This window comes from Elusimicrobiota bacterium (genome assembly GCA_028718185.1).
GTDB lineage: Bacteria > Elusimicrobiota > UBA8919 > UBA8919 > UBA8919 > JAQUMH01.
This window is the reverse complement of sequence record JAQUMH010000002.1, coordinates 155,016-172,302: the sequence shown is the minus strand read 5'-3', so window position 1 is coordinate 172,302 and position 17,287 is coordinate 155,016. Positions and strand designations below refer to the sequence as shown.

The following is a 17,287-nucleotide window of genomic DNA, read 5'->3' as shown; positions in this document are numbered from 1 at the left end:
ATTACGCAATTGTTTGAAAGAGGGAGAAGAAATGGAAAAAAATTGGAATGATTTTATGAAAGTGGGGGTAATACATTTCATGGCATATCCCCAGACGATGAAAGGCGAAGGGCAGATATTGGAAACTTTGAAGAAAATTTGTGACGATGGTTTCTTTACTGCTGTTGAGATTTCGTGGATTAAGGACGATAAAACCAGGGAAAGCGTAAAACAGTTGTTGAAAAGCAGTGGTTTGGCGGTTGCATATGGTGCTCAACCGCGACTCTTGGTAAATAAGTTTAACTTGAGTGCTCTGGATAAAGTGGAACGTCAAAAAGCAATAGATGAAGTAAAAAGAGGTATAGATGAAGCATCCTATTTAGGAGCAGTAGGTGTAGCTGTTCTTTCCGGTGCTGACCCTGGAGAAGCAGATAGAGATAAGGCAAAAAAACTTCTTGTAGATTCATTAAAATATCTTTCCAAATATGCCAAAAAAAAGAAATTGAATTTTGAGCTTGAATCATTTGACAGGGATATAGATAAAAAAAGTTTAATTGGTCCATCCAAGGAAGCCGTAGAAATTGCTAAAGAAGTGAGAAAAGAATGTGATAATTTCGGATTGGTGCTTGATTTATCGCATTTTCCAATCCAGTTTGAAACAACAAAAGACGCTTTGACCAATGCCGCAGATTATTTAACTCATATGCATATGGGCAACTGTGTTTTTAAAGACAAGAACCATCCTGCTTACGGTGACCAGCATCCCAGGTTTGGAATTGAAGGTGGAGAAAATGGTGTAGAGGAATTAAGGGAATTTTTAAAAGTACTTTTTGATATCGGTTTTTTCAGTAAAGGAACAAAACCAATAGTGAGTTTTGAAGTGAAACCGCTTTCAAATGAAACAAGCGAGTCAGTTATTGAAAATGCCAAGCAGACATTCAAAGAAGCCTGGGCGAAATTATAAGTGGTTTTTATGATTTTTTCAATGAAAACTATAGGTGATTATGTTAAAAAAGATTAAAATCACTGCAGGGAAAGTGGAAATGCAGGCGGAATTAAATGATTCTCAGACTGCAGGAACTATATATGACGCTCTACCCATTAAAGCGAAAGCGAATACGTGGGGAGACGAAATATATTTTGCTATTCCGGTTTCTTGTGATGAGGAAGATGCTAAAGAAATTGTAGATTTAGGAACAATCGCGTATTGGTTCCCCGGCAAAGCGTTCTGTATTTTTTTTGGCAGGACACCGGCAAGTCAAGGTGACGAAATCAGACCTGCCAGCGCAGTAAATATTTTAGGAAAAATAATAGGCGACCCGACAGTATTTAAAAAAGTCAAGAGTGGTACGTTAGTAGTTATTGAAAAAGTTATGTAGATCCGCCACTAAAGCGTTGGCGGATTACCCTTTATTTATTCTGTGTAGGAGGGTAAAAGGAGAGGGTAAAAATGAAAGGCTATGTTGATCTTCAGTTAGGCGGTTATAAAGGAATAGATTATTCATCAGATGCCCTTACAATAGAAAATTTTAGAAAAACAATTGATGAAATGGTTTCAATCGGCACTGAGATATTTTTACCTACTATTATAACTAATTCTCCTGATATATATGAGAAGAACATACCTATTATATTGAAAGTGATGAAGGAAAAGAAATATAAAAGACATATTCCCGGTTTTCACCTTGAAGGGCCCTTTATTTCAAAAAAAGACGGTGCTGTAGGAGCGCATAATAAAAAGTATGTCAGACCAATTAATAAAAATGATGTCGATTGGTTGTTTGGTTTATGTGAAAATAAAATATCCATTCTTACAATCGCTCCTGAAGGCAAGAATACACCCAAAATGATTGAATATATAAAAAAGAAATATAATTGCGTCATTTCGCTGGGTCATCATTTAGCGACAACAAAAGAAATCCAATTAGCGGTTAAAGCTGGAGCTACTGCCTGTACTCATCTTGGTAACGGTATACCTGCAATGCTTCCAAGACATCCCAACCAAATCTGGGACCAAATGTCCGAAGACAAACTTACTGCGATGTTTATTGGCGACGGGAACCACCTGCCGCTGTCTTTTATAAAGACGTTAATCAAGGCAAAAGGTATTGATAATTGTATATGTATCAGCGACCAGGCACCGATTGCCGGTCTGCCTGTAGGTAAATATAAAACATCAGGAAATAATGTTATACTGAAAAAAGACGGTTCAATTCATTCTTTCGACAGTAATACATTATGCGGTTCTTCTAAAACCATAACTCAATGTATAAAGTATCTCAGGAGCACAGGTGAATTTACAGAAAAAGAACTGTTATGTCTATGTTACCACAACCCTCTTAAACTAATAGGTTTGAATTAATTATATAATTACACGTAGGGGTGGGCTTGCCCACCCGATGGTATGAATGTAACGTAGTAGATTGCCCTTGGCAATCAGAAGTATATGAAGTAGTTGCAAAGCTCGCTTTGCAGATATAAAGATATTGTAGGGGTGGGCTTGCCCACCCGATGGTATGAATATAACGTAGTAGATTGCCCTTGGCAATCAGAAGTATAAAAAGTAGTTGCAAAGCTTGCTTTGCATATTTGAAATTAATTACTGAATATTCTAGATTTAAGATTAAGGTTGAACAAGGTATTTTATAGTTAGAATCTAATCTTACTTCTTGAATCTTACATCTTGCATTTGGTTTCTTGTTATTTAATGAAGAGGGAGGAACAAATGTTTTTGAATCAAACCCGTAAGTGTCCCAGGAAATCCCAAGGGAAAAGTATCTGCACCAAAACGCTTAATTTATTTTCTTTCCTGCTTGTAGTTATCTTAACTGCCTGCTCGGTTGAAAATACTAAAGTACTTAAAATAGGTACCGACGCAACATACCCGCCATTCGAGACAGTAGCCGGTGAAGGCAAGGTAGTCGGGTTTGATATTGACTTAATGACAGCGATAGCCAAAGAAATAGGTAAAGAACCGCAATTTATTGTTGTTCCGTTTGACGGGATTATTTCCGGGTTAAAACAGAGAAAGTATGATGCTGTGATTTCCGCAATGACAATAACTGAAGACCGGGCAAAAGAAGTTAGTTTTTCAAAACCATATTATTTAGCCGGTCAGTCAATAGCAGTTAGTAAAGACGAACAAAATATTAAGGGGTTGGAAGGACTAGTTGGTAAACGGATAGGTGTCCAGTTAGGAACCACAGGTGAAATGGAAGCAAAAAAAATAAAAAATGCTAAAGTTGTAAGCTTTGATAATATAAGCGCCGCGTTTTTAGATTTAGAAAATAAAAAACTTGACGCTATAATAAATGATGTGCCTACAAACAAGTCGATAATTATTACAAGACCCGGTAAATTTAAAACTGTAGGTAAATTACTTACAAAAGAATATTATGGTATAGCTATAAGAAAAGATAATAAAGAACTGCTTGATAAAGTAAATTCCGCAATAGCTAAACTTGAGAAAACAGGTGATTTAAAAAAACTTGAAATCAAGTGGCAAATAGGTGGTAAATGATAAATTTTTTTGTAAGAGAATTTGCAATATATTGGAAAATATTAAAATTTCTCTTACCTGTTGTCCCGATAACATTAAAGATAACGATATTATCCTTTTTAATAGCGGTTATTTTGGGAATCATTATCGCGCTGGTAAGGACGTCTCACAGTCCCTTACTTAGAAAGACAGCGATGGCGTATATTGATATGATTCGTGGAATACCGCTTTTAGTTCAGATATTTTTTATATATTTTGGGCTTGGCAAATTATTTAATCTTTCTCAATTTCCTGCCGGTATTATTGCAATAAGCATATGTTATAGCGCATATTTAGGCGAAATATTCAGGTCCGGAATAGAAGCAATACCTAAAGGGCAATATGATGCGTGTAAATCACTGGGTATGAATGCTATCCAGACAATGAGATATGTGGTACTCCCGCAAGCATTTCGAGTAGTTATACCTCCGGTAGCAAATGAATTTATCGCTTGCCTGAAAGATAGTTCCCTGGTTTCAATAATTGGTTTAAGAGAACTTACCAGGGCAGGCAGGGAATTCTATACACAATATTTTGTTGATTTTGAAACCTGGTTTATGGTTGGAATGGTATACCTTGCCATGGTAGTGATTTTAACAAAAGTAGTATCTTTAATAGAAAAGAAATACAAAATAGTGAAATAATATTGTAATCCGAATAATAAAGTTGATTAAGTCCCGATACTCTAATAATTGTAGTCGCACGCCCTAGGCGTGCTTTATGTGCTGTAATAGTTGTAGTTGTACACCCTCGGCGTGCTTTATATGCTGTAATAATTGTAGTTGCACGCCCTCGGCGTGCCATATGTACCTTTTCAGCGAAGAGCAGTGAAATAAAAAAATGATATCAGTAATCAAAGTTTCAAAATATTTTGGTAAAATCAATATTTTAAAAGAAGTGTCCTTTAGCGTTCTAAAAGGACAGGTCTTCGTTATAATAGGTCCGAGCGGTTCCGGGAAAACCACGCTATTAAGATGTCTTAATAGGCTGGAAGTCCCGGATGAGGGCGAAATAATAATAGATAAAATTCCGGTAACAAAAGCCAACCTTTTTGAAATAAGAAAAGAAGTCGGGATGGTATTCCAGGATTTTAATTTGTTCCCGCATTTAACAGTTTTAGAAAATATTACGATTTCCCAGGAAATAGTCAGGAAAAAAAGCCAAAGTGAATCTGAAAACACAGCAAAAGATTTATTGAAAAAAGTCGGGCTATTGGAAAAAGCAGGAAATTATCCCTACCAGCTTTCAGGCGGACAACAGCAAAGAGTGGCGATTGCCAGAGCATTAGCATTGAACCCCAAAGTAATGTTATTTGACGAACCCACCTCAGCGCTGGACCCTGAAATGTCAAACGATGTCCTTGACGTTATGAGAAAACTCGCAAAAGAAGGAATGACAATGGTAGTTGTTTCCCACGAGATGGGTTTTGTAAAGGAAATTTCCGATACAATAATCCTCCTTGATAAAGGCGAAATCATCGAAAGAGGCACAGCACAAGAAATATTCTTTTCCCCAAACAAAGAAAGAACAAGAAAATTCCTCAGCAAAGTCCTGGACGTAGGCAAACACACCGATAAGAGTAAGCAGTAAGACCATTAAAAAAATCCTTATCCACATGTCAAACAATTGTAGTTGCCAAGCTTCTTTGCATTATCAAAGTAATATGTCATTTCCGTGTGTTCCTATCGGGAATCAATAGATGTGGCGAAGTAAATATTCTGGACTTAATTTCTCGCAGTGGAAAAAAGTCATAAAAAAGTGGCATTAGGTCATTGACAGAATAATTGCAGTTTAGTAAAATTAACACACGCAGCTCGGAGCACTTGCACCGGATGAGAACATGATCCCGCAGTATCAAGAGAAACACAATCTTGATAACAAATTCTATAAATAAAAATCGGGTTAGTGCTCGGAGGTCGGCTCTACTGAAACGACCGAGAACACAATCCCGATAACAAATTTCGTAAATAAAAATCGGGATAATAAATAAATAGTTGTTAATTAATTATATCGATAATTGCACAATAATATATACAAATAGCCCCTTGTCAAATCATTTAGGAATGTAACCATAAAATAATATAATCAAACGAGCATCTGGCAAGTAGTGTTGATAATTGCATAAAAAAGTTTGCAAGATAATAAAAATACTTGACAAAATAAGTATAATTGATACAATATGTTACCTGACTAAAGAACCTACTAAAATATTTTTAAAGGAGGAACAAAAGATGTTTAAAGAATTATTTCAATCAAACAAGATAAGGAAGAGTTTTTTTGCGAATCAAACAGAGAGAAAGATACCTGTTTTTTTATGTGTGGCAATTTGTGTTTTTGTATTTTTGTCTTTTCAATTTGTGTTTAGTGAAGTACCCGAATTAATAAGCGTACAAGGAAGATTGACAGATGCAAGTGGTGTAAATAAGCCAGATGGACTTTATACACTTAATTTTGCTATATTTAATAGTGCAACTGGTGGTAGCATCAGATGGGGAACAGAGGCACATACCAATGTAATTGTAAAAAATGGTATTTTTCAGTTGTTTTTAGGTGAAGGAGTTACTGGGATAAAAAATATTTTTAGTGAAAATAATCTATGGTTAGAAATTACGGTTATAAAAGATGGGGTACCAGAAGTCCTAATTCCTAGACAGCGGTTAGTTAGTGTGGGATATGCTTTTAAGGCAGAGATAGCAGATGATGTAAAAGATGGTTCTATTACTAATTCAAAAATAAATAGTGAGTTAAAAACTGGAACTTCAATAGGGTATGGTTTAATTCCACGAGGATGTATTGTAATGTGGTCTGGTACCATAGCAAATATTCCTACTGGTTGGCATTTATGTGATGGAACAAATGGCACACCAAATTTAATGGATAGATTTATAGTAGGTGCAGGTATGGTATATACTCCTAATACATCGGGAGGTTCTTCAACTATAGCTGCTCATACACATACAGCAACGGGATCAACATCAACTGATGGTTTACATTTTCATACTGCTAATGCCATTATGGCTGGTAGCCATAAGCATATTTTGCCTTTTTCTCATGCTGGGACAGGTTTTTCTTGGACGGGTGATGATTGGGGAAATGATGGGACAGAACATGGTGCTGGATTTATATTTGGTAATGCAGGTAATATGGGTGGTAGAGACTACAGTTCTCCTCCCGTGAATAGTAACAATGGTACTCCGGCAGCAGATCATACTCATATAATTACTGTGGCTGGTTCTGGTGGTCATAGTCATACTGTGAGTTTAACTAATAGTAGTGGTGGTGGCAGTAGTATAATACCGCCATATTATGCATTGTGTTATATAATGAAATTATAAGGAAAATATAAAAAATGGAAAGTAAAAAATTATGTGCTTTTTTCATTGTTGTATGTGTTTTTTTATTTACCCCTATATTTTATGTTTATGGAGTTGGTGCTGATGGGGAAGAAGAAATTAAAACTGGCGAAAAAGAACTGAAAGAACTTCACAAGAGGTTGAATAAAAAAAAAGATAAAGATGTTGATATTTACTACCGTAAAGAAATAATTACTAAAGAACCGAAAAAAGAAGAGTATCTGGAATATTTACTTGTAGAATTGAAAAAATCATTAGAGAAAGGCAAGAAGTGGGGTAAAATAAGAAGGGTAGAAGGAAAGTTAGTTGAAATAGATAAGGGGTCAGTTCATAAAGTTCGTGAAAGAGATGTTTATATTGTTTATGATTCCAGTATGAACTACAAGGGCAAAGTAGAGATAGAAGCAATCGCTGATGCGATATCAATAGGTGAGCTATATGAGACAAAGATAAAAATAGAACCTGGAGATACAATTAAATTTCGTGGACAGAGGAGACGGTTGGAAATTGGTTTGATAAATGGATTTAGTGACTATTATAAAGATGTAAGATATTTAGGGTTTGGAATGATATGGAAATATAATCTTAGAGGTGGATTGGGTTTTGAAAGTGTTATAACAGATTTCAGCCGATTTAAAAGAGAGTCAATTTACAGTGAAGGAATGAGAGAAGATAAAGAAGAAAGAGAGCATATAAATTATACGGTGGGAATAAGAAAATACTTTTATTATCCAGCGAGAATATCACCATATTTAGGTTTAGGTGGAAGTTATATAACAGGTGTATATAAATATGCTATTCACTATTATATTTTTAACAATGGCAATCCAGATAAAAATATACAAAAAGATATATTAAAAATCTGTCCCTATTACTTATTAGGGATACAGCTTATTCCGACAGAACAATTACATATTGAATTAGATGTAAGATATTTTTATGGACCAAGACTTAATGTAGAGCCAGAACCAATAAAAATTCGACCAATTATTTATTGTTCTTCAGTTTCTTTCACTTGGTGATTATAACGATGATAAATGTCTACAGGAGTAACCTTTTTGACCAACAGACAAGTTAGGGGGATATTACAAAGATGAAGTGTAATATGTAAAATAAATAATAAGGATAGAAATTCTATGAAAAAAATAGGTTTAGTAATATTAATTTTTATAAGTTTGATATCTATTATTGTATTTGCCGAAACGGTTACAAAAACAGTGAATGTGCAATATTTTTTTCCAAAAATTGCTACTTGGTTTACTGTCCCTAATTGGTTTTATTATTGGAAAGAGGGGGGTGTCGTACCTGATATGAGTCAATTTACATATGGATGTTCTGGTTATGGTGAGTTTATATCTCCTAGTACTCTTCGACTTGGTGCGGATGCATCAGAAGAACATTATCCTACTAAATACACTATAGGAGGAGTTACTTTTGGAGGAGCAAAAGGGATAGATTGTGCTGCTGAAGTATGTGCTCATGAACTTTATCATAAGTGGGTATATGATCAATGGCAAGGGGCATGGGCAGGGAAAGTTGATACTGATGGGGATGAACTTCCTGATGATTATGAGACTACAGTTTCTGGTACAAATCCCCAAAATCCAGATACTTACGATGTTAAAGGAATAAGAAATAATTCTGATTATTATTGGTATGGAGATCAAGAATTTATGTGCATGAAGGCTGGAAATGGAAAGAAAGGAGTTGCTTCAAAAGATTGGGCTGATCCAGGTAAACAGTCCACTCATACAACAATATGGTAATTTATAGGAGTAGAATCTTATGAAAAAATATTTTATTTTCCCGCTCTTTTTTTATGCATTGCTATCATTATCAAAAGGAATATGTTTGGCGGATATGCTTGAGAAAAAACCTATAATTATTCCTAAAGAAATGAAAGAAATCACGACAATTTTAAAATTAACTCCATACTTAGATAGTCCTGACGAAAGATTAAGAGAAGCTGCAGTAATGAGATTAGGAGAAATAGGAGGAGGAGAGGTAGTAAAGTTGTTAGTTGAAATTTTTAAAAAAGAGCCTTATAGAATAGGGATGGAATTTCCTGAAGGAGTAAAAGAGGCGGTGCTGACTGCCTTGGGAAAAATTAAAAGTGAAGAGGCTAAAAGGGAATTGTTGATAATACTCGATGATTATATAAAATCTGGACCTAAATATAAAGGAAGGTCTCCTTATATTCATGATTTACAATATTATAGGATTGTAAGAATAACAATGGAATCTTTAAGTAATTGGAAAGATAATGAGACTTTAAATATTTTTTTTAATATTTTAAATGATGACAAATTATTTTATGGCATTCGTGAATATGCTTATAAAAATTATCTAAAGTTAGATATGCACAAGAAAGGAATAATTACCATGAAAGAAAGATGTAATTACTTAACGGGCATTTTAACAGGTAGTGGTCATGGTTCGGATGCTTGGATTAGAGGAAAATCTGGTGTTAAAACTCTGGATGCTATCAAAAATGGAGCAATAGAGGATTATTTTATTTGGGATGAAAGAAAACTTGTTTTACCATATCTGGAAGATGTTTTTAGAAATTTACCAAAAGTTGATTTTAAGCGAAAGGAATCTATTCGTCAAATTATAAAAAGGATTGAAGTAGAAAAGAAAGATAGTGAATATAAAGTAAATGAATAAAAAAGTCCATACAGTCAATGTTTTTAAGGATTATCAAATGTTAAAAAGGAAAATTATTATAATGTTTTTATTCAGTGTAGGAATTTTTGCATTTTTTGTTAGTGAAGTTGAATCTGCTCCTACATTAGATATACTAATTCCGACTGCAAATGAAAAAATTACGTTACTTAATGTTTCAGTGAAAGGGAAGGTAACACCATCGGCAGGGTTGATTGGAAAAATTAATTGGGAAACAACGGTAGGGCAAACTTGCACGACATCTGCTAATTCTGATGAAGATGGTAATATACTTATAAGTCCATTCCCTGCAAGTAATAGTTCTTTCGGAAACAACACAGTAAAAGCAACTGCTGACATAGACACAACCCCACCCGTAATAACAAACCTAATACCAATATCTTGGTCATACACGAATAATAGAAGACCACCAATATCAGCAACTTATTCAGATGTTGGTAGTGGAATAGATACAGCAAACACAATACTGAAACTTAATAGCAACACGATGCCAGCAACTATTGGGGCAAATTCAGTAAGTTACACACCAACGAGTGATTTACCTGAAGGATTAAACTGGGTTGATTTAATTGTAAAAGACAAAGCAGGTAATACTACGACAAGAAGTTGGTCTTTTTATACAGATTATACAGTACCGACAGGAAGTATAGTGTTAAGAGATATAATAACACTTCGTGAAGATTGGTGTTTCGGAACTGTATATGTTTGTCCTTCTGCGTCAGATAATTCAAGCGGAGTTGCACAGTTAAGATTTTCTAATGACAATATAAGTTGGTCAAGTTGGGAGAATTATAGTTCTGGTGGTATTTATAGTTGGTTACTTTCCGTGGGAGATGGTGTAAAGACAGTTTATACGCAGTTTAAAGATGGTGCTGGAAATGTATCAGGAAGTGTATCTGATACAATTTCTAAAGATTCTACACCACCCCCAATGACAACAGACCCGAGTAAAAAAGCACCAACGGTTGTTTCATCGTATTCCAATTCAAGCATTATAAATATCAATTGGTCAAGTGATTTTGCTTCAGACCCTGAGAGTGGTATATGGGATTTCAATTTAGAAGTGGTTCGTGATGATGGATATGTTCATTTCAGTCAGAATGTAGGTAATGTTACAAATTATAATGTTCCCAATTGTGAGCATGGACGTTTATATCGTGCAAGAGTAAAAGCGAGAAACAATGCAGGACTTTACAGTAGTTGGGGAGATTACAGTCCTTGGATTACTGTTGATTTAACCCCACCACAAGTTCAATCTATTGAAGATGGAAATTATACAAACAATAATGGACAACTTTCTTGTAGTTGGAGTTTTGTAGATCCAGAGTCAGGTGTAACCCAATACTGGTATGCTATAGGAACAACACAATATCCGAATATTGGATGGAATAATATTATTTCTTTAACATCAGCAGGAATAGTTAATAATGTAATCAGGACATTTGCTCCACCTTTATCTGACGGTATTTATTATTTTACTGCAAAAGCAAGAAATGGTGCTGGTTCTGAGTCGCTGGTTAGCAGTGATGGAATAATAGTAGATGCTACGCCACCGGCTGCACCAATAAATTTAGTCGGCGATGGTTCAAACCCATCACCCTGGAAGAATACAACAAGTTATACAATATCCTGGTCAATTCCATCTGATTTATCAGGGATAGCAGGAGCTTATTATAAGTTGGGTTCTGCACCACAGAATAATATTGATGGGACATATACCACATCTAAACCATTTAATGTAACAGTGTCTCAAGAAGGATCAACACCTCTTTATGTCTGGCTTAAAGATAATGCTGGGAATATTGATAATAATAACAGTTCTACGGTAATGTTAAGATACGATATAATTCCACCTGTAAGTGTAATAAGTCAACCAGAACCTAATAGTTGGCATAGTGGAATGGTTACAATATCAGGGACAGCGCAGGATTATGGAACTGAACCATCACAACTTAAAAAGTATACATTAAGTTATTGTTCAACTGGTTGGACAGAAATTACACAATCAAATATTCCAGTGGTAAATGGTCAATTGGCTGCATGGGACACAACTGCTGTCTTACCTAATGCTAATGGTGAAACATACACTATAAAATTATTGACAGAAGATAATGCATCAAATACCTCACAGGCAACTGTAGATATAAAAATTGATAACACACCACCTGTAATATCTAACTTAAAAGTAACAAATGTAACTAATAATAGTGCTACTATCAGTTGGACTACTGATGACCCGTCTGATACTCGTATAAGATATAATTCAACATTACCTCTTGGTGAACCAATAGTGATTTCTTCTGAATATACAATTAATCATACGGTAGAAATAAGCAATCTCTCTGCACCCGGTAAGAATTATTATATGGTTAAGTCGGTAAACCAAGCAGGACTTTCTAATTCAGTAACAGATAATTTTGATACATTGTTTGATGCAAGTATTTCACCACAAATGTTTCCAGGTGTGGATGTAGTTTCAGGTATAGTAACTATCCAACCATATATAACTAATAATAGTATTGTTTCTTGTAAATTATTAATTAACGAAGTTTTAACGGACACAAAGTTTACACCTTTTACTTTTACATTTGATACTAAACAATTAAGTGACGGTTCATATAATCTAACAGTTATTGCTGTTGAGAATACTGGACTTGAATTTAGGTCTGAAAATTGGATGATAGTAAACAATGCTGGTAAGGATTTATTTGTAAGTAATGTCATGTGTATGGGTGGAGGTGAAAGTCAGCCATCTATGCCTAATGGATATGTGATTAATAATGCTGTAGGTCAGGCAATAGCTGGTGTTTCAAATCCCGCTAATACCGTTGCAAATTTAGGTTCTTATAATTTTAATTTTACTCAAGGTTCAGATTTATATATCAAAAAAGAACTTATAGATATTTCTAGAAAAGAAGGTCCTGGAGTTGATGAGGTTACATTAAGTATAACAGCAAATGTTAATAATATAGGTGGTGCTGAGTCAAAAAATGTTAGAGTAAGATTTTTTGAAGGTAGTTCACCTAACCTAATACAAATTGGTAGCGACCAATTTATTAATGAAATATCCGGGTTTGGTAGTGGAGTGACAATGGTGCAAAAAGTTGTTTCAGTAACTGAAACCCCACAAACATATTTGTTTACAGTAAGAGTTGACCCAAATAGTGAAATTCCTGAATTAGAAGAGGGAAATAACGAGGCACAAAGGTCAATTACTTTATATCACGACGTAAATAGTGTAATTATTTCTGTTATTGATCAGCCTGTAAGTGATTTTTCTAAAATATATTTAATTTTCAGTAAATTAGCCGTATTGAATTCTAATGGAGAATGGATTGATTTTAATATCACACAACCAGTAATTGACTTACAACCGACTCAAGAAGTACAAGTTCCTGTAGCTGTTGGAGTAAATATCTTACCACCAGGAACTTATAATGGACTTAAGGCAACAATAAAAAATGTATTAGGAGTTGATAAAATTACAAAAGGAATTATACCTTTGAATTTATTAAGTAGTGAAGTAAATATAAATCAAAATTTTATAGTTAAAAAAGATGAAGTGTTATTGTCTGTAATTGACTTTGATTTAGGAGCATCTATTACACATACAGAATCAGGATATAATTTTCTTCCTACCATATCCAATCTTATTGAAGAACATCATTCTTTTGAAATTAATATTGATTCATCTGTTGTAGTAGCGGGACCGGGACAAACTGGGAAATTTAATATTAATATTGAAAATACAGGTAATGTCCAGGATATTTATAAATTAAAATTAATGACTAATACAAATGAAAAATTTATGTCTATTGTATCAAGTATTACAATTCCAGCACAAAATAAAAAGACAGTGGAATTGCTTTTTAATATTCCAACTGATATAACATTATTAGATTCTGCCAGTTCTTATTTTAATATTCAAGTAACACCTGATTTTCCAGACACGGTAAGTAAATATATTCCGATATCGTATAGTAAACTTGTAAATGGAACATTAGTTGTAGATAATACACCACCTAAAATTACTTTGATTTCGCCTGTTGGTAGTGAAAGGTTTGTTGCTAATATTTCTACAATAGTGATAAATTATATAGTTACTGATAACCTTGACCCATCGCCGACGTATTATGCATATTTAACTGACTTGGAAGAAGGGACGACAATACAAGTGAATAATGGGCAAACAATTGAGCCACTATCAATTGATGATGGATTTTGGACATTGACCGTTGAGGCAACTGATTGGGTTGGGAATCATTTGTCTTCTACAACAGCAAAGTTTGAAGTGATTAGCGATACAACACCGCCAGTAGTAACAGATATAGTATCCGGAAATATAACCTGGAATTCCACAGTAATAAATTGGATAACCAATGAACCAAGCGATTCGCAGGTAGAGTACGGACTAACGACATTATATGGTAACTCAACAGTGTTAAGTACAGCTAAGGTAACAAATCATAACGTTAATATAACAGGATTATCACCTGGTACGGTATATCATTATAGGGTAAGCAGCAGAGATGAATCAGGTAATCTTACAATAAGCGAAGACAATACATTTACAAGCGATACAAATTTCATAAGTAATCATAGTTTTGAATTAGGCACATCATCCTGGACATTTTATACGGAAGAAGCAGGCTCGTTTGTTACCACATCACCTGGTTTTGATGGTAGCAAATTCGCCAGATGTACAATAATCAAATCCACCGGTAACCTCCAGTTATACCAAAAAGATATCGTTCTTAATCCTAACACCAGATATAGATTAACATTTAAAGCATATTCCAATACAGGCCGTGAAATGACATTGCACGTGTTCAAACACGGCACCCCATATACCAACTACGGTTTGAATAATTATTTGGCGAACCTAACCACAAGTTGGCAGACATATTCCACCGAATTTGTAACAACCGGATTTTCGTCTGTAGTTACTGATGCCCGTTTAATGTTCTGGTATGCGCCATATGCAGTAGCAGGTGATGTATATTACATAGACGACGTACACCTTGAAACAGTCCCACCTGATACAACCCCGCCGATAATAACGAGTGTTGCATCCTGCGATATAACCTGGAATTCCGCAGTAGTAAATTGGGTAACCAATGAACCAAGCGATTCGCAAGCAGAGTATGGACTAACGACATCATATGGAAACTCAACAGTGTTAAGTACAGTTAAGTTAACAAATCATAGCGTTAATATAACAGGATTAACGCCAGGTACGGTATATCATTACAGGGTAAGCAGCAGAGATGAATCAGGCAATCTTGCAATAAGCGAAGACAATACATTTACAAGCGATATAAATTTCATAAGTAATCATAGTTTTGAATCAGGCACAACATCCTGGGCTTTTTATACCGAAGAAGCAGGCACGTTTGTTACCACATCACCCGGTTTTGAAGGTAGCAAGTCCGCCAGATGTACAATAATCAAATCCACCGGTAACATCCAGTTATATCAGACAGGAATTTGCCTTAATCCAAATACCAGATATAGATTAACATTTACAGCCTATTCCAATACAGGACATGATATGGCAGTGCGCATATTCAAGCACGGCACCCCATATACCAATTACGGATTAGATAATTATTTGGCGAACCTAACCACAAGCTGGCAAACATATTCCACTGAATTTGTAACAACCGGATTTTCGTCTGTTGTTAATGATGCCCGTTTAATGCTCTGGTATGCCCCATATGCAGTAGCCGGCGATGTATATTACGTAGATGATGTACACCTTGAAACAGTCCCTGCAGATACAACCCCGCCCATAATAACGAGCGTTGCCTCCTGCAATATAACCTGGAATTCCGCAGTAGTAAATTGGCTAACCAATGAACCAGGCGATTCACAGGTAGAGTACGGTACAACAACACTATATGGTATTTCAACGACATCAGATACAACAAAAGTAACAAACCATAGCGTTAACATAACCGGCTTAACATTAGGCACTACATATTATTACCATGTAGCAAGTAAAGATGGCTCCGGTAACATAGCAACAAGCGAAAATTATACATTCAGCACACTAAGCACTTCTTCCGGCACAAATCATGTTACAAATGCCGGCTTTGAATCAGGTACAGATTCCTGGGCATATTATGCAGGTGGCGGAGGCACATTTATTAGCACAACACCAGGATTTGAAGGTAGCAAATCCGCCAAATGTACAATAACCGCTGCCAATGGTAACATCCAATTATACCAGACAGGAATTTGCCTTAACCCTAATACCAGATATAGATTGATATTTACAGCATATTCACCAACCAGACATGCCGTAACAGTACACTTGTTAAAGCATGGCACCCCATATACAGACTACGGTTTGAATTACACAGCGAACCTTGGCACAAGCTGGCAGACATTTACTACAGAATTTATCACCACAGGTTTTACAACACCGGTAACCGATGGACGTTTCCGGTTCTGGTTTACGCCATATGCGACTGCGGGCGATACATATTACATAGATGATGTCCGTCTTGAGACAGTTACAGGACTTGCTACACCACCAAAACCTATTATAAAGTACAGTAACACCTTAAAGTCATATTACTACGAAGACGGACCGACATTAGATACAGCGTCATTAGACCCAGCTATAACAGTATCAAGCTTGAAATTCAAAGCACAAGTATACAATACAAATGACAATAACCCCACAACGGATTACAGCGGGACACTAACACTATCAACAAAGAACTCAAAAACCGGTATATTGAACGTTGCAGACGCAATACTGACAAAAGAAGATACAGGAGAAAGGGAGATATCAATACCATTCAATAGTGAAATAGAGACAGTATCAGTTACCGGAGACAGCATGTTGCCTACCCTGACAAATATCAACGATATGTATCTTGCAAAACCAATAGGAAACAATGGCGGAATGATAAAAGGAGTAAACAAACTAAAGATAATAGTGAGCGAAAACGTATTGACAGAAACCAGGAATTTGGCAGTGATAAAGACAAAGACGCCGGCGGTAGTAAGAAACGCAGCGAGATATGTAGATACCGTGAAACCCATAAGTTATGATTTTGGAAGATTGTCATTTACAAATAAGACATCGGTATTGGAAGAAGATATATTTACAAAGCCGATAAGCATAACAATCCCATACACGTTAGTGGATATAGGTGAATTAAAGGAAGAAGGATTAAGGATATATTCATGGAACGGTAGGGAGTGGGAATTGGTGCCTGGAGTACATATAGTAGACAAGCTAAACAAGACAATAACAGCGAATGTGAAACGATTCACAACATATCGTATATTGGGCAGTTATCTTGCGACAGACCTGAGTAATGTGAAAGTATATCCTAACCCATATAAACCTAACATGGCGGTAGGTGGTAAGTTAAAGGTAATAAACCTGCCTATAAACAGTGAAATGAAGATATACACTGTATCCGGTGAATTGGCAAGGGAACTCAAAGAGGCAGACTTTGGTAATCTTGGCTGGCTTGAGTGGGATGGCAAGAATGACGATGGAGACAAAGTAGCCAGAGGAGTATATATTTATCAGATAAGAGACGCTACAGGCAGGAAGAAGACCGGGAAGGTAGGACTGATAAAATGAAAAGGTGTTCAAAGTCCAGAGTTATAAAGTCTTAGAGTCTTAGGGTAGTTAGCATGGTCAACTTAAGTGATAAAATATATAAAACGAAAGCATACACCAAATCCGCAAGGTTTTGTTTAGCAT

11 protein-coding genes are annotated in these 17,287 nt (G+C 35.5%); all 11 read left to right on the top strand.

All coding sequences use genetic code 11. The features are described from left to right. The first annotated feature begins 31 nt into the window (after positions 1-31). The 11 genes from PHE88_05315 (at position 32) to PHE88_05265 (ending at position 17,164) form a co-directional block, all read left to right on the top strand. Entirely contained in the window at positions 32-943 is a 912-nt protein-coding gene (locus PHE88_05315; protein ID MDD5687235.1) for a sugar phosphate isomerase/epimerase, read from the top strand. 40 nt (positions 944-983) lie between these two features. After that, positions 984-1,358, top strand: a complete 375-nt coding sequence (locus PHE88_05310; protein ID MDD5687234.1) for a cyclophilin-like fold protein — start codon at positions 984-986, stop codon at positions 1,356-1,358. Positions 1,359-1,429: 71 nt separating this feature from the next. Beyond that, positions 1,430-2,341, top strand: coding sequence for a hypothetical protein (locus tag PHE88_05305; protein MDD5687233.1), 912 nt, complete (start codon positions 1,430-1,432; stop codon positions 2,339-2,341). Positions 2,342-2,704: 363 nt separating this feature from the next. After that, positions 2,705-3,499, top strand: coding sequence for a basic amino acid ABC transporter substrate-binding protein (locus PHE88_05300; GenBank protein ID MDD5687232.1), 795 nt, complete (start codon positions 2,705-2,707; stop codon positions 3,497-3,499). Beyond that, the gene (locus PHE88_05295; protein ID MDD5687231.1) at positions 3,496-4,161 is read left to right on the top strand and encodes an amino acid ABC transporter permease; all 666 of its coding nucleotides are present in this window, start codon (positions 3,496-3,498) and stop codon (positions 4,159-4,161) included. Before PHE88_05300 ends, PHE88_05295 begins: the two co-directional genes overlap by 4 nt. A gap of 196 nt (positions 4,162-4,357) precedes the next feature. After that, complete coding sequence (locus PHE88_05290; GenBank protein ID MDD5687230.1) at positions 4,358-5,107, top strand: amino acid ABC transporter ATP-binding protein; 750 nt, start codon at positions 4,358-4,360, stop codon at positions 5,105-5,107. A gap of 527 nt (positions 5,108-5,634) precedes the next feature. Then, a complete protein-coding gene (locus PHE88_05285) occupies positions 5,635-6,852 on the top strand; it encodes a hypothetical protein (GenBank protein MDD5687229.1) in 1,218 nt (405 codons plus the stop codon). 14 nt (positions 6,853-6,866) lie between these two features. Beyond that, positions 6,867-7,892, top strand: coding sequence for a hypothetical protein (locus PHE88_05280; GenBank protein MDD5687228.1), 1,026 nt, complete (start codon positions 6,867-6,869; stop codon positions 7,890-7,892). Between the two features lie 114 nt (positions 7,893-8,006). Further along, a complete protein-coding gene (locus PHE88_05275; protein ID MDD5687227.1) occupies positions 8,007-8,636 on the top strand; it encodes a hypothetical protein in 630 nt (209 codons plus the stop codon). A 19-nt stretch (positions 8,637-8,655) separates the two neighbouring features. Further along, entirely contained in the window at positions 8,656-9,537 is an 882-nt protein-coding gene (locus tag PHE88_05270; protein MDD5687226.1) for a HEAT repeat domain-containing protein, read from the top strand. Continuing rightward, complete coding sequence (locus PHE88_05265; GenBank protein ID MDD5687225.1) at positions 9,530-17,164, top strand: carbohydrate binding domain-containing protein; 7,635 nt, start codon at positions 9,530-9,532, stop codon at positions 17,162-17,164. The genes PHE88_05270 and PHE88_05265 overlap by 8 nt, the downstream gene beginning before the upstream one ends. Positions 17,165-17,287 lie beyond the last annotated feature (123 nt).